The sequence below is a fragment of the Aquibacillus sediminis genome, from assembly GCF_005870085.1.
Classification (GTDB): domain Bacteria; phylum Bacillota; class Bacilli; order Bacillales; family Amphibacillaceae; genus Aquibacillus_E; species Aquibacillus_E sediminis.
Genome location: NZ_SZNM01000007.1, coordinates 131,988 through 148,662, shown reverse-complemented (window position 1 = coordinate 148,662; position 16,675 = coordinate 131,988). Strand labels below are relative to the sequence as shown.

11 protein-coding genes and 1 pseudogene are annotated in these 16,675 nt (G+C 31.7%); 7 read left to right on the top strand and 5 right to left on the bottom strand.

Features of this window, described 5'->3' with window-relative positions:
• The first annotated feature begins 59 nt into the window (after positions 1-59).
• Both FCI53_RS09675 and FCI53_RS22210 read left to right on the top strand, forming a co-directional pair.
• On the top strand, positions 60-356 hold the full coding sequence (locus FCI53_RS09675) for a hypothetical protein (RefSeq protein ID WP_138418249.1): 297 nt from the start codon (positions 60-62) through the stop codon (positions 354-356).
• Positions 357-370: 14 nt separating this feature from the next.
• A pseudogene (locus tag FCI53_RS22210) lies at positions 371-520 on the top strand (transposase domain-containing protein); the annotation flags it as partial.
• Between the two features lie 425 nt (positions 521-945).
• Here FCI53_RS22210 and FCI53_RS09665 read toward each other — a convergent pair.
• Entirely contained in the window at positions 946-3,618 is a 2,673-nt protein-coding gene (locus FCI53_RS09665) for a hypothetical protein (protein ID WP_138418247.1), read from the bottom strand.
• Between the two features lie 13 nt (positions 3,619-3,631).
• Positions 3,632-6,655 (bottom strand): UvrD-helicase domain-containing protein, encoded by a 3,024-nt coding sequence (locus FCI53_RS09660; protein ID WP_138418245.1) that lies wholly within the window; start codon positions 6,653-6,655, stop codon positions 3,632-3,634.
• 254 nt (positions 6,656-6,909) lie between these two features.
• Here FCI53_RS09660 and FCI53_RS09655 point away from each other — a divergent pair, with 254 nt between their 5' ends.
• From FCI53_RS09655 to FCI53_RS09645, 3 genes are read left to right on the top strand one after another with little or no spacing between them, the layout of a single operon-like run.
• The gene (locus FCI53_RS09655; protein WP_138418243.1) at positions 6,910-8,814 is read left to right on the top strand and encodes a hypothetical protein; all 1,905 of its coding nucleotides are present in this window, start codon (positions 6,910-6,912) and stop codon (positions 8,812-8,814) included.
• Entirely contained in the window at positions 8,804-9,688 is an 885-nt protein-coding gene (locus tag FCI53_RS09650; protein ID WP_138418241.1) for a hypothetical protein, read from the top strand. The genes FCI53_RS09655 and FCI53_RS09650 overlap by 11 nt, the downstream gene beginning before the upstream one ends.
• A gap of 14 nt (positions 9,689-9,702) precedes the next feature.
• Positions 9,703-10,446, top strand: coding sequence for a DUF6339 family protein (locus FCI53_RS09645; RefSeq protein WP_138418239.1), 744 nt, complete (start codon positions 9,703-9,705; stop codon positions 10,444-10,446).
• 12 nt (positions 10,447-10,458) lie between these two features.
• On the opposite strand, the gene FCI53_RS09640 is transcribed toward FCI53_RS09645, so the two are convergent.
• Positions 10,459-11,646 (bottom strand): DNA cytosine methyltransferase, encoded by a 1,188-nt coding sequence (locus FCI53_RS09640; protein ID WP_138418236.1) that lies wholly within the window; start codon positions 11,644-11,646, stop codon positions 10,459-10,461.
• On the bottom strand, positions 11,612-12,721 hold the full coding sequence (locus tag FCI53_RS09635) for a DNA cytosine methyltransferase (protein ID WP_171038129.1): 1,110 nt from the start codon (positions 12,719-12,721) through the stop codon (positions 11,612-11,614). The genes FCI53_RS09640 and FCI53_RS09635 overlap by 35 nt, the downstream gene beginning before the upstream one ends.
• 190 nt (positions 12,722-12,911) lie before the next feature.
• Here FCI53_RS09635 and FCI53_RS09630 point away from each other — a divergent pair, with 190 nt between their 5' ends.
• Entirely contained in the window at positions 12,912-14,519 is a 1,608-nt protein-coding gene (locus FCI53_RS09630; protein WP_138418233.1) for an AAA family ATPase, read from the top strand.
• On the top strand, positions 14,512-15,762 hold the full coding sequence (locus tag FCI53_RS09625) for an LlaJI family restriction endonuclease (protein WP_171038128.1): 1,251 nt from the start codon (positions 14,512-14,514) through the stop codon (positions 15,760-15,762). Before FCI53_RS09630 ends, FCI53_RS09625 begins: the two co-directional genes overlap by 8 nt.
• A gap of 139 nt (positions 15,763-15,901) precedes the next feature.
• Here the strand turns inward: FCI53_RS09625 and FCI53_RS09620 are convergent, their stop codons facing one another.
• On the bottom strand, positions 15,902-16,651 hold the full coding sequence (locus tag FCI53_RS09620) for an HNH endonuclease (RefSeq protein ID WP_138418228.1): 750 nt from the start codon (positions 16,649-16,651) through the stop codon (positions 15,902-15,904).
• Positions 16,652-16,675: the final 24 nt, after the last annotated feature.

The window sequence follows — 16,675 nt, the reverse complement described above, 5'->3', positions numbered from 1 at the left end:
TGTTTTATGATAAAATTATTAGGTTACATTTTTCTGTACTAAAAGGATGTGTATCTATAATGGTTAATGTAGCAATATACTATCAATTAAGACAACAAGAAAAACAAGAACATGCAATAAAAAATATCGATAAAATGATACAACAGTTGGAGGTCCTCCGTATCAATATAAAAGGAGTATTTATTGACGGATATAACAGTAGAGAAAAATTTGAGGAACTAATAAGCCTCCCGTTAGATAAAATTGATTATATATACATAAATAAGACATTTGAAGACGAATTTGATAATAGGCTTATAAATGAGTTATCAAAGAGTGAACAATTTAAACTGAAGTTATTTTATGATTTTATATAACAAAACAAAAAAAAGCTAGATCCAGTGTGATTATTTATAGTATTGTAAAGACAGCTAAGGAAAATGGGTTGAATCCATTTAACTATCTTAGCTACTTATTCGAAGAGCTTCCCAATATAGATACGACGGACAAAGAACAATTGGCTCAATACCTACCATGGTCTCAACACTCCTTCAAGAATGCCACATTCCAAATAAATCTAAATAAAGCATACACGAAATCCCCATCTGAAAACAGGTGGGGATTTCGTGTATGCTTACTTTTTAACAATTTTATAAAACGTGTTTTTCTTCAATTCTAATAAAAGACTTAGCTAATAAAAGAAATAGGAAAATTTATTGATTTAATCGTATAATATTCATTCTTTCATAGTAACATAGTATACTAGATGCCTAGCTACAACAATTTATCGTATACTTAAGTGATAAAGTAAAGAGCTGCTTTATGAATTTAGAGACATTAGACAAAAATAGGCTTATTTTTGTTGAAGGGACAGTTTCTGTCCCTTGCCATGCATGCTCATGCTAATCCTATGATTTACCTAAACCCATAACAGAAATTAAACAATTCCACGTAGTTATTAAATATTTAGTACTTGTCATATAATTGTGCTTCTATACAATGCTCTTGAAATGGACAATATTTACAGTTAGGACCAGGCTTAGCAAAAGGTTTATTTGGTTTGTCAAACTCATAATCTGCCTCATTTCCTTCATTCGGTGAACGTTCCCCAAATAAGGCAATATTTAGTTGCGAATCCCAATACCTTTCACCATCTAGCATCGTGAAGTTTGGTCTTTTGCTCTTATCACGCATGTATTCTTCAATATTTTTACGGTACATATCCTTTTTAGTTTCTGACCAATGCGGGAACCAGCTATATACATCTTGATATCTTTGATCCCTTTTATATTTATTACCCATAGCATGTCTTAGTAAGTTTTTAAACACAAATGGTTCATGGAATGGACCGCTAAATTCAGGTCGATTATTTATCAAAAAACTATATACAACCCGTTTTGGACATCGATTATATGTTTTCCTAATTAAATATTCATATGCTCGTTCTCTGAACATAATTTTTTTTGAAAATGTTGGTGTAATTGGTTGCTGTTCATTATCCTCATCTCGAATATCCTTTTCTGATGCTTTTTTTAAATTTAATAACTGTAAATAAAAGGTTTGTTGCAAGTTCTTCTCGTTACTATACTCTTTTACGATAGAGAATTTCACATTGATGGCATTATTAATTGTGATATATAGAAGATAACAAGAAATATCAACTTCTAAGTCTTTTCGCATTTTTAATTGTTTTAAATTAATATTTTTACTATAAAGTTCATCTAATGTTTCTTTAGAAAGTGGCCATGTAGACAGTTGTTGTGCTACTGGGAAAGCCTTATTATCCATGAAAGCAAGGTGAACAGATCTATTCTCTGTAAATTGAAATCCGTCGCTATCTAAGAATCGCGAAATAGTTTCATAACTATTTACTGAATTATCGCCGAATATAGTTGACGCTTCTCCATCTTCGCGGGTATCTGTTTCTCGACTTAAGAAAAAATTCAAGCCACGAACTAAATCTTGTCTATCAAAGTTATCAACTGATACTCCTTTTAAGTCTTCCAACGAATCTAGAATTTCACCTGCTATTGTTTGATCTACTCTCTGCTCTAATGAAGGTAATATATCATCGTTAACATATTTTTCTAAAATGTCGACATATTCAGATATAGGAATGCTATTACCCGTATATAGTCTTTGGTAAAGTTCTTGTAAATTTGCTAGTCCCTTTTGAATCGCAATCAATTCCTTATATGGTACATTGAAAAAAGCTAAATTACGATTATAGAAGGTGTTCATCTTATGATCAATGTCATTCTCTTGGTTTTTATTTTTGTTTTCCTTTTTAAGTTTTGTTTCAATTTCTTTTTTCCGTTCGAATAAATTTTTGATCTGTTTTTTCCATTGATAAAAAGTTGTATATTCCTCAAGAAGAGGAGTCAATTTTTGTAATGTTTTTAAATACTTAGACGCCGTCTCACCCTCGATCATAAAATAACCCGAATTAAACAGTCTGAGAACTAGTGGCACCGATAGGTTTTCTACATCTTCATAAGTCCTTGTATCGATATGATATATTCGAGTATTTAACCGATGTACATCCATTAAAAATTGACCCATTGGATATTCGGTTAAATTTTTATTATTCGAAGTATATATATCTTCTAAATAACTTTTAGCTTCTCTACTTCTAGGAGATATAACAACATCATCCTTTGAATCCACATATTCTTTAAATTCATGCAGATTCATAAACTCAAAATAACTTGGTTTTATACCTTGTTGATTATCTTGTTCTTCCTCATCTTTAGGAAAGCTTCCATTTATTATTTGTAGAAACTTCTTGGCAAAAATATTAACAGGAAGTTTTGTCTGACTTGCTTTCACATGAGGAGTATTAGGAAGATCTAAAAAGGCCTCTACAGATTTAAAGCCATTGTGATAGCCTTCTTTATAATTAACAACGTGAATTACGTTTAAATGTTTACTTAATTGATCAAAAATACGTTTCTGGATTGGTGTGATAAAGTAAAACCCATGGAGAATGATTACTTTCTTTTCCACAAATTTTTCTTGGACCAGCTTATTTATATTTGTATTTGCTTTAATATTAGCATTCATACGTTTTTCATCCATCTGTTCCAAGTCCCTTAACGCAGCAGTGAGTGTTTCTTTAAAAGAATAAATTGTATGACGCTGAAATTCATCAAACCAATCACTTAAATTTTCAAATGTACTATCAATCTCCAAGTCACTCCAAAGATTTAAAAAAACCTTTTCTTCTTCGGAAAATTTGTTTTCTCCTATTTCCTTTACTTCTTTACTAGTAAGGCCACTTTCAGTAAGCAAACGCATAGTTTTTAACAATGTCGCTTGATTCTTATCTATCGAACTGAATAAATCTGATGACTGGATTTCATGTGTCTCATTATACTTACGTAGCGCCTTTGATAATAATGTGAATTGACGAAGCTCCGTTTGGCCTAGTGTCCATGTTTTACCCACAAACTTTGCAATCTCAGAAAAAGACAAGATTGGTCCTACAAACCATTGACTAAGATCAGTATTACTCTCCATCATTCCTCTTTTCAGTGAATTAGTCGCTGTAATATGGATAGCATCGCTATATTTGGCAAATATAGAATCCTTTAGCATTAATTGCTCTGCAACTTCATACGAAATCACTTGGTAACTCATATAGGTCCCTCCTTTACATCAAAAGTAAGTCTCCCCATGTATTTGGTTTAGTGGTATTACTTTTTGCTTTTTTTAGATCATAGATATATAACAATTTTTCTGCTCTAGTCATTGCAACATATAGTAAACGTGTCTCTTCACTACGCTGTTCATTATCTTCATTTTGTTTTATTTTAGAATAATTTTGAGTTTCACTTATAAAACCACTAGCATCATCAATATACTTCCACTCAAAGTCTAATTGACCATTTTCTTCTATCTGTACGATTGTATCTTTTTTTATATATTCATCTTTTTTGACAAATTTTGAATTAGTATAAGGTATTAAGACAGTATGGAATTCTAATCCTTTTGCTTTATGGACTGTCAACACTTTTATAAGATTTCCATCAAAATATGATTCTCCCAATTCAGCTTCATCTATATCCCGATTTGACATTACTTGGGTTTTTAGCCAATCATATAAAGTAAGTAGATCTACTGGTCGATCATTAAATTGAGAATGTATTTGCATAAGAATCTTTTGAAGGTTCAATTTATACTTTCTAATTTCAGTTTCTGTATAATCTCTATTTTTTAAGTTTTCTCTGTAATTAGAATGGAGAATAAATTCATTTAAAACTGTTAAAAGGGGCTTATATTTTAACAGTTTATGTGCTTCCTTCCAAAATGTTGGAATATCTAACTTGTAGTCTTCTCCACTAATTCGCATTGATTTATTAATAGGTTCATACTTCTTAAATTTAAAATTATCTTGTGGAAAAACAAATGACGTTGTAGAAAGAGAGAATAATGCTTCTTTTCTTCTTGGAAAAATCCATGAATTAAGTAAGATCAAAATATCTCTTGCAGCCTTGGACATAAACAAAGTTCCATCCATTTGTACCTCCACGTTCTTAACCCCTTTAAGAAGTTCCCCAATTTGACGTGCTTCATCATTAGTCCGTACTAAAATGGCTAATGTCGTTTGATTAGCAGAAGGCAATTGTCCAAATCTCTTTAATATTTCTGCTCTAGTTATACTATCTTGAACCCTATTTAGTACTTTATTAACCTGAGTAGTATTTCTTTGACGAGAATACATAGCCATATCATCTGACGGAAGTAAATAGTGTTTTCGCCATTTAGAAAGATATAATTCCACTTCCTCTACTAACTCCTTTGAAGATCGGAAGTTTTCAAACAGACCAAATTCTTTTGTTCTTGAATAGCCTAACTTTTTCAAATAATAATTCAGTACGGTAAATGCAGTGGAATTAGCCCCTCTAAATCGGTAGATACTTTGCTTTATATCACCTACTACGACTAATTTAAGTTTTGCCCTAACAGCAACAGTTGCTATAAATTCAATTTGAGATATGTCGGTATCTTGGAATTCATCTACAAATAAGTACTTATACTGATTTTGTAACTTTTCTAATGGAACATTATAATCACTCAATTTTTTTAAATATCTAGTCAAATCTGATACTGTTAATTTATCTTGGTCTACCTTCAACTCGTTAAATTTTTCTTCAGCACGAATAATAGTTTTAGTAATAACTGACTTTAAAAGAATATCATCATTCACAGCTATATAGTCGGCTAGTTTTTCTCTAGTTACACCTTTTTGCTCGAGTTTATCCCAAAGATCCAAAATGAATTTCGTTGCTTTATAATATTCAAGATTTTCGAATGGATTATCCAAACCTGAAATAATTTCATCTAGACACTGGTCTATTATCTGGTCACGCTCCATTTTTAATGTTGATACCTTAATATTTTCTCCTAAACCAATGTAATGACCAAAATCGTTTAGGATTTGCTTACCAAATGAAGGAATGGTCATTATTTTCATTTTTTGTAAATCTTGAAGATAATGGTGATATCGTTGATTACCTGTCAAATGATATTGTTCCATAAATTTCTTGGTTAAAGCGGTTTCCATATTATTTGCTGCTTCATTTGTAAACGTAATCATCGCAATTTCATCTAAACTTCGTACTGCACCAGTGTCAAGTAAATATAGAATCCTAGAGACAAGAGTAGTTGTTTTACCACTACCAGCCCCTGCATTAATCGCTATATTTTCATTTTGATCTGCATGCTCGACTGCAAATTGATCTATATTAAAACCTTTACATGTATGCCCGTATTTCTTTAGATAATCATATACTCGTTTATAACCAACACCATTTTGTATTGTAAAAGGAGTAACACCTTTAACCTTTTTCTTAATATCAAATACTTTTATTCCCTTTTTTCGAAAATCATTAATTTTATTTTGGTCATCATATCCTCCAAAAATCACTGAATGCTTTTGGTTGTTAATTGTATTTGATGTGGATTTAGAAGTAATAGGTTCATCTAACAATTCAAAAGTATCTACTTCTTCCTTTTCACATAAAAGTTGGTCTTGATCAAATTGATGAATACCTAAAATTTTTTCTGAGAGTAATTCAGCATCAGTTAAACTATACAATTCCAATATTTCACCATTTAACACTTTTATAGATTTTCTTTCACCATATTTTGATTGCAACGAGAAAAGAAAAAGCTCATAACCAAGATTTACTTGCAATTTCTTTATTGACGCTTTTTTAGATTCTTCATAATTCTTACTACCTGAAAATAATTGCAACCCCATAATTCGTCCATTTTTTTTCAACAATATATCTGTCTTTGCTGCAGTATCATGAATATACTCTATTGCAACATCATCAAATAGTTTTGATTCTTTTAATATAAAATAAAAATGTAAATCAGTTAATAAAGATTTATAAGCATTATTAGCTAGTAATAGAATTGGTTCAGTATTCTCAGTGCGATCAGAATACTTTTCAAGGTATCTTAATTCAAACTCTTCGACAGTAGGAATTCTTTTTAATTTAATAATTTGCTCATACAAAGTTTTATTTAAAAGAGGCAAATGCCTATTTTTTAATCCTCTTTTAAAATAAGGAAATACTCTTCTACGATAAGTCTTACTTAAAATATGTTCAATCTTACTTGATGACTCTGTGTAGAAAAGGACATCATCTATTTTAAAATTTATCATTTAATCACATCTTCCAATCACAATATTCTTATTATCTATAATGAATGATAAATTGGGTCTTTTCAACTAGCAATATTACCTTACCATACATTACATAGTTTACTAGAACAAGGTTAGTACTTACTTCTATGTTTTCATCAGAACAAAAATAGATATCGTGATCAACCATACAAACCAAATTTCTACCAATTGTTATTAACTTCTTTAAGTAGTAAAATAAAACTATATAACTATTAAACTTAGGAGAGAGTAATATGATAAGTTGGAATTTTCCTTCTAATAACCACGGTACAGAAACTGGGTTAAATGACGCTGGGATTGAAACATTCAAAGGCAGACCATTAGTCTCCCTAACCAGGGAAATAATCCAAAATTCTAGTGATGCTAAAATAAAGGATTCTAATAAACCCGTTATTGTTCGATTTAATTTAGAGTATTTTGATAAAGATGACTTCCCTAAAAGTAATGAATTTATTGATTCACTTCAAAAATGTAAGGCGTATTGGAGTCATAACGATAAAGCAGTTATGTTTTTTGAAAATGCCTTAAAGGTAATGAATGAAAAAAAGATTCCCTTTCTTAAGATCAGTGATTACAACACTACTGGATTAACTGGATCTTCAAATGAACGACGTCGTGGAAGCAATTGGTTTAACTTAATCCTTACTGTCGGTTCCTCAGACAAAGGGGCCACTTCTGGCGGTTCTTTTGGTATAGGTAAAAATGCACCATTCGCTTGCTCAGATCTAAGAACAGTTTTTTATGGAACAAGAGATATTGAAAATAAGACTGCTTTTCAAGGTGTTTCTAAACTAGTAACACATGTAAATGATGAAAATGAGACAACTCAAGGAACTGGCTTTTACGGATCTGTAGATAAAAACCTTCCTATTACCAACGAAAATAACATTCAATCTGCTTTTCACAGAGAAGAGCAAGGTACAGATGTTTTCATTGCTGGTTTTCCAAATAAAGATGGTTGGCAAGACATCATAATTAAATCTGTGTTAGAAGATTTCTTTGTAGCCATTCATCGAGGTAATTTAATAGTAGAAGTAGAAAATACTATTATTAATTCAAATAATCTACATGACCTTTTCGAAAAACACCTTGCTACTGAAAAAGATAATTATTCTTATAAATATTACAGCACAATGCTTACCAACCCTCCGATTATTGGGCAGTTTAAAGACAGTAAAGGACAAGATATGGGTGAGGTTGAATTGTATATCAAATCCAAAAAAGATTTTCCAAAAAAAGTAGCAATGGTTAGAAATACTGGTATGAAAATATTTGATAAAGGGCATTTCCGAACACCTTTAAAATTCGCTGGAGTGTTTATTGCTAAGGGGGATAAGTTAAATCAATTTTTACGATCCGTTGAAAACCCTGCCCATGATAAATGGGAAAAGGATCGTCATGAAAATCCGAGTTATGCTCAAAAGACATTAACAAGTATAAACAAATGGATTAATGAGCAAGTCAAAGGATTATCAAAAGAATTAGAAGTAGATGAAATAGAAGTCGAAGGTATGAGTCAATTCCTTCCAGATGAAACAGATGATATGCCTTTAAATGATGATACCAAAAATAATGAAGGTGAAAAACGTATTCCAAATAAAAAAGTAGAGTTAGAAACGGTTTCGAGAAAACCTTCACCTACTCCCAAAACAAAACCTGGTCAAGAAACAAACACTTCTAATAATGGTGCTGAGGATGGATTAGAAAATGCTCCTGGAGAATCGGAAAACACAGAAACAGGAGGAAGTCCTAGTAGCAAAAGCACCGAAACTGGTAACGGAACCAATTTAGGTGGTAAAGAAGGTAAAAATGAAGGACAGCGATCTCCTTCCCCTACTCCTACATCATTAAAGCACAAAAGAATATTTTGTATTAACCCTAAGAATGGTGTATATAGAGCATCCTTAAAATCAGACAAAGATGGCAAAGGTTTCTTGAAATTCCAAATTATAGGCGAAGACGGTAAAGAGGATGCAGTAATCGCCTCTGTTAATGATGTTGAGACTGGTGAAATGATTGAAGTTAGTCCTAAAGGAAAAGTAGGTCCTGTAAATTTCACAAATAACAAACTTGCTTTAAACGTAACATTACAGGAAACAGTGCGTTGTGCTTTGGAGGTTGTTTTATATGAAAATTAAGGAAAGACACTACCCCCATCCAGTTTTGTGGAAAAACTCCGATGATTATCAAGAATGTTATTTTAAAACAGATGTATCAATTGATGTTGAACAAGACCATTATGTGTTAAATGCTGATTTCACAACTAGTAGTGGTAATCTAAGGGAACTAGTTATTAGTTTGAAAGCTAATTATGCTATTCATTTAGAGTGCTCAAATACTAGATACCGAGAGATTTTTCGGTTTAACAAAACAAGAGAATCCTTTACAATTCCATCCAATATGTTGGACGGAAAAGTCGAGATGACCACATTCATTCTTGCAAACGACTATATTTCGGATTACAAAGACAAGCATTTTCACCAGGATTTTGGTGACTTATCATTTGAAATATGGAAAGGTGATGTTTTAGCTGTTGGAGATGAATTATCCTTTGATGCTGACCTTATACATGATCCTTTAAGGAGAATTCCATCCATCTTTTCCATCCAAAAATCAACTAACAAAGAACCATTGGATATCAGTTCCATGAGCAATAAAATTGTCATAAACTTGTCTGAGCAAAATTTCAATATGTATAATTCATTAAGGCAAGCGGAGAACCTTCAACCTGTTCTAGCATCACTTGTCATTGTGCCTGCACTAGCATCTGTATTGGAAGATATCAAATTAAAAGGTGAAATGAATGACGAAGAAGAATTCGACCAGATGGAAGAGGAATCTAGATGGTTCAGAGTGCTTAAACGGAAACTAAAAGATAACTTCAATATTGATATAAAGAATATCTCTGGATCAACTTCTGATTCTAGTTTAGTTATCGCACAAAAGCTAGTGGGTGATCCCGTATCAAGTGCATTACAATCACTCTATGAATTTGAAGCAGAGAATGATTAAAGGAGAGAACAGTTTTGAACTTAAAGTATTTAACAGAACCGAATCTAATACATTTAAAAACAAATATTGAAGGTTTTCTTGATAACTATTATTCGGACAGTCCATGGGTCCAAGAATATTTTGAAAACAATGATTGGTTTCTACAATCAAAAGTAATGGTTCAAAATGTAGAACTACTAAATGGTAAGAGTGCTAGTAATGATATAGAGAATACAATTCGTTTATATGATGCATTCAAAAACCTTAATTTAGTTCAAGCTTCTGATGAAAGGTTATGGTCTTACCTAACCCATACTTATTTTTGGTCCTATACAAGGTCACGATGGGGAATAGACAACATTAAAAGTAATTCTAATCCAATTAACTTTATAAAACGCCGTTACTTTCTAGAATCAAACAAGCATATCGCTTTAGTAAGAAATAGCATATCTAGACTTTGGTGGTTTGGTTATATATCCTATGATTCTACAAGAGAGGATCCGTATGAATTAACAAAGTTTCTCCTTTCCAAACAAGACTTTGCTCACAGTTTAATGGAAAGAACTTTTTCTCGTAATAAAAAAATTGTTAATAGCCTACTCTCTGTTTTATTAGAATTAAAGAATGAGGATAATTTTGAAGTCGGTCAAGAAGAGTTTAGAATTATAGCCAAAAAAATCAACAGTTTAGGTGGTGTAACTATAATTGACACACTTTCTAGCGAAGAGATTAAAACTCTTATAAGAGAAACATTTCAATCTAAGGTTCAACAAGTATAAAAAAAGAAGCTATCAAACGATAGCTTCTTTTTTATGCTCTTCAATCCGCTCATGATCATTAGGGAGAATCTTTTCATAATTATCAATTTGTTTTAATAAATGTATAAAAACATCCACTACAATTGAATTCCCAGCTTGTCTATACATTTGCGTATCCGAAACTACTTGTTCAAAGTCATCATCATATCCCATTAAACGTAAACACTCTCTTGGAGTAAGACGTCTAACTTTGCCTACAAAAGGATCAGTGACATAATTATCGACGCCTGCTCGGTGCATTTTATGCATAGTGGAAAGTAATGGACGAGCGATCTTCAAATCTATTTCAGGTTTGGTATAGTATCCTTTCGTACCAGGTGACATGACATGTTTAAGTACTTTTTCAGAAAGGAAATGACGTTCATCAACTCTCTCGCCTTCCCCATTCCAGGCCAAGTTTAGCATACCATTGTCTTTTACATTCAGCTTGCCAAAAGGGATTTTATTTAGTAATAAATCCTGCATATGGTGATCTATTGTATCTATATTAGAAATTGGCTTTGGGAATTCAAAGTCAATAGTTTCATCTTTAAAGCCAACAATAAAGATTCTTCTACGTTTTTGTGGTATGCCATAATCAACAGCATCTAAAATTTGAGAATGAATTTTATAACCCAAATCATTAAATACGTTACTGACAATTTCCCATGTATTACCTTTATCATGTTTTCTTATACCTTGAACATTTTCAAAAATAAACACTTTAGGTTGGATTTCTTTTACTAGTCTTGCATAATCATAGAACAATGTTCCTCTAGCATCATCCAGACCTTTTTGATAGCCCATGATCGAGAAACTCTGACAAGGACTCCCACCTACAAATAAATCCACCTCACCACGATAATCAGTACCATCTATAAACCTTATATCATGATGCCATTGTTCTTCATCAATATTATAATTTGCAAAATATGTCTTTTTCACAAAGTTTGTTTTACGGGTATGGTTTTTATATAGATCATCGACTACTTGTTTCTTATCTTGTTTATTCTCTTGTTCCTTAATTGTTTCCCATACTTCTTGATCGTCAATATCTTCTAATTCTACCTCACCATTATCACAAGCAAACACAATGTTATGAGGAACATTCATTCTCTTTAAAGCATATTCTACGGAACCTATCCCGCTAAACACTGTGGCTATATTCAACTTCTTTTTCATCGAAAGCCCCCGTTAACATTATTTCATCCATAATCGCTTCTAACACTGGAACTGCTATAGAATTTCCAGATTGCATATATAATTGTTGATCTGGAACTACAATCTTAAATTCGTCAGAGAAACCCATTAATCGTAAGCATTCACGCGGTGTAAGCTTTCTTACCACACCCTCTTCTCCATTAAAATCACCTACAAATATCCGCTTATCTTCATAGTGTTGCGGCTTAGGTGGTTCAAATCTGAAATCGCCACACCAATTAAATTGTTGATTGGCTGCTTGACAACGAGATACTTCTGCATTAACAGAAACTCTTTTTTTGTTTTTAGGATTCGTAGTATATCCAAAACCTTTTTCTGGAAGATAGTATTTATCTTCAATATCTTGTTCTAGGAAATCTTCAACCGTAGTAGTTAAATCTCCTTCTTGCGGGAATGTCACTAAATCAATATCAAGATCTCGACGGTACCCAATTACAAATACCCTTCTTCTACTTTGCGGTAGACCAAAACCTTTAGCATTTAAAATGGTGAAGTCCCATTTATAATCTAATTCGTTAAAAATGTTTGTTATAACATCCCATGTCTTTCCATTATCATGCCTTAGTATGTGCGGAACATTTTCGTAAATAAATACTTTTGGTTGTACCTCTTTAACCAAACGGGCATATTCATAAAATAATGTTCCTCGCGCATCTTCAAGTCCGCCTTTTTTTCCATTAATAGAAAAGCTTTGACAAGGACTTCCTCCTACAAATAAGTCTACTTCTCCTTCAAATTCAGTTCCATCTAAAAACCTAGCATCTTGATAGAATCTGTCTTTTGTAATATCGTAATTTGCTAGATAACTTTTTTCAACATGGTTTTCTTTTCCAGTAGACTTGTATAGCTTGTCTACATATTCTTTTTTCTCTTTGTTCGTTAAGCCCTCTATCTCTTCGGCAATTTCTTCTTTATCTTTTTTTAAAGTTATATTGCCGTTGTCACATGCAAATTTCAAATCAAAAGGAATTTCTTTTTTTTCCAATGCCTGTTCAATTGCACCAATCCCGCTAAAAACTGTTGCTAATTTAATCAATAAAATCACTCCCCATTTCGACATTATACCACAAAACAATGGAACATCCGGTATAAATCCGGTCAAAAATCCGGTCAATTTATGAATTAATTATAGAACAAGTGTTCTAGTTAGTCAATCATAACCCATTTAATAACCAAAATAATTTGTGCTAAACTATAATAAATACTACTTAAGGGAGCGTATTTAGATGGAAAGTGTTACATATGGAGTTAATTTAAATCAGAATGACTTTAATCAATTAATAGATATACTGCACAAAAAGTTTAATACTTTATCTAATAAATATATTACCGGCATTTTAGTTAAAAAACTTCCTAATGCTGATATACTTCATGCTAATAAACCTACAGAATCTCGAGGCAAAACAACCCACATTGCATTCACAACAAAATCACGGTATTTTTTCAACGACATATTAGGAACAAGCTTCTTAGATAGCCATGATGATTATGACGAAAAAATAGAGCTACCTATTAAAGTTGAAAACAGCTATTCCAATAGCAATGAACAATCAGACGATCAAGAATTTATTGAAACGCACACTGTAATTTGGCGAATACCAAAAAAAGATCAAAATCAACTTGGTCTGTCAAAAACTGAAGTTAACGGAGATGCTTTCCAACGATTTAGAGAAGATATGTATACTGATGATTTTCTAATTGTAATAAAATGTACTGACTCTAATATAAATGAAAGTTACGAAAAAGAATTATATACTATTTTAATAAAACCAGATGATACAGAAAACTATGAACTTCTATCCAATATTAATACGAGGCCTGGTGCCCAATTATTTGAAATAGAAAACCCTAAAGGAAATATGGAAGTTCACGAAGAGACACCTCCATTAGATCTTTCTACTACCGAAATAATTGGAGAAAATATTATTTACTATGGTGTCCCTGGAACTGGAAAAAGTTATAAAGTTAATGAGGAATTTGAAGGAAATTTTTACAGAGCTACTTTTTATGAAGATTATTCATACGCTGACTTTGTTGGACAAGTTGCCCCAGTTTTAAAACAAACAGAAGATCCTTCTAAGGAAGATCGTTTAGTATATGAATTTGTTCCTGGGGATTTTGCAAAAGTATTAAAAAATGCTATTCAACGCCCCTCTGAAACTCATAATTTTGTCATTGAGGAATTGAATCGAGCAAATACTGCTGCTGTATTTGGTGATATTTTCCAACTATTAGACCGCGAAAAAGGAATTAGTAAATATACTATAAATAATGAAAAACTTGGCAGGTACATTTATGCCAATGCAGATCATGCATTTGTTAGCCAATGGTTAAATGTTTATATCAATGAAAATGAAATAAGAATACCAAACAACTTGAATATCATTGCGACAATGAATACTTCTGACCAAAATATTCATCCATTGGATACAGCTTTCACAAGAAGATGGGACATGGAGTATATACCAGTAGATTTCAACAAATTAACGAAAGACCTATATATTAATGGGTTAAATATTAGATGGAAAGAGTTTGCTGAATATGTGAATACTACAATTTTATCTTTAAATCTAATGAATAGTGAAGACAAGCAATTAGGCCCATTTTTCGCAACAGAACATATTATCACAGATGCTAATAAATTTGCCAATAAAGTATTGGTTTATCTGTGGAAGGATGTATTTAAGCATAGCAAAGACGAGTTGTTTGATACTGATAAAGTTGTTGGTATTCAATCCTTACTCAAAACCTTCAATAACCATCCATTAGATGTTTTTAACAATGAGTTTAAGAATTCATTTGGGAATACACCTGGTGATGAACATGATGAATAATTATTCCCTTCAATTCACCAATGATGGATTGGATAATGAGAATAAAGTTGGGATTTGGATCAAGGATGTAAAAGTAAAGGTTAGCTTTCCGAAACAGATGAATCAGGATAAAAAAGATGTGCGATTATTAATAAAAACACTTGAGAAATACGCGAGAACTAAAGATAAACAAATGAGTGTCATTAAAACAAGTGTCAAATCTGGTATTGGTTCGATGAATGGAAAGCTTCCTTTAGGGGCTTTTTTTGAAATTATAGATGACTATATTGAGCATGGGTACTACCTGTCAAAAACCGTTCATTTCTCGGAAAGTAAAGGGCGAACGATAGACTTTAACAAAACCATAAAAAAAGTTACACCCAATTATTATCAAGGCAGTTTCATTTATCCTAAACACATCAAAAGAACAAAACGAACCTATGAAGAAGAACTTCTTCGACTTATTCATAAATATGTTGTTTATAAAATAAGTCACTTGTTAGAATTTTACTATGGACAAATCCCTGTTGAAGATATTAATGAACTCCCTGTATCAAAAGAACAATGTATCAATTATTTAAAACAAGAACTTTTTAATTCAACGAATGATTATAAAATTCGTTTAATCACACTTTTGCTAGCATTCTTCGAAGGTACCAATGGTGATGATAATATTGAACTATTTATCGAAACCTCTAATTTTGAATTGATTTGGGAAGAGATGTTAAGAACTATTTTTTCAAACGCTAAAAGAAGAAAATTCTTCTTTAACACGAGCTGGTATTTATACAATTCTGAAGGAGAAGTTAGGAGAAAAACAAACAAGGATTCCGAATTGGATTTAATAAAATTAAACCTTTTTGAAGAGAAAAATCATATTGATGTTTTTGTCATTGACGCCAAGTACTATTCCTATAGTGAACAAAACAATAAGGGAACTCTACCACAAACAACAGACATCAATAAACAAGTGGGTTATCTTTATTACGTTAGACAAAAGATACAGGAGCTTTATCCTGATTCCTATAGTAAACATTTTTATAATGTTTTTATCATTCCTCATACAACGACCAAGAATGATAGGAAGTTAGAAGCATTTGGTTATGCGGTAAGTGAAATGGACCGAAGTGAAAAGATTATTGGTATAAATGCGGATGTAAAAACTGTTATGTCGCAATATATAAAGCCTAATATGGTGGGTGTGCTTAATAATACTTTTGATAAAGAAATACTAAAATTCTATGATACATCACCATTGAACTAGAATAAAAGAAGGCTGTTTTTCCTCATTAACTACATATTCTTCAATTGGTTCGTTTAACTAAATAAGAATCCTGTTGATTAAAATGTATCACGAATGAACAAATTGTTCATTCGTGATTTTCTTCATAAAAACTGTCTATTTACTTTGGATAACATCCATAGCTGGTATTTGCTTTTTCTCTATTTTCTTTGACAACTTCGCTAAGTTCATCAACATTCAATATATAATCTTTTCTTCTATGAATCATCCGGTGACAGTTTGCACATAACGGCACTAAATCAGTTTCTGGATTTATTTCAACTGCTTTTTCCAAAGTACTTAAAGGCTTTATATGATGAACTTCTATAAAATCCTTTCCATACTTTCCATATTTTTCTTCAAAGTTAAATCCACATACATAACAGTTTAAGCCATGTTTTTTAATTGCTAACATTCTATTTTTACAGTCACGCTCATACCTCTTACCATAATAGTATTTAATGTTCCCCTCTATCGCCTTACCTTCTTCTTGCATTTCCGCTTCAATATCTGATTTTACAGTTTGAACTATCTCCGCTTCTACTAAGAATTTTAACAAATTTACCGCATAAGCATAATCTTGACCTTTGTGTTCTAATATTTTTATAACTGTACTTAACTTCAAACCTTTAAATATTCCTCTATAATCTGCTTTCATTCCTAAATAATAAAGGATATTTGCTGAGTTTCGACCATTTGTATTTCCATTTGTATCAAGTATATTTTTATCCATCCATCTATGAGTCTTACCATTAAATAAATGTTCAAATATCACTTTTGCTTTTAATTCATCTGAATAATATTTGAACTCACGCTCCCGGCCATTAGGTTTTAATGGTGGAAGTTCAAATATTTGATCCTTAAAATTCATTTAACGTTCCCCCTTTAGATATGT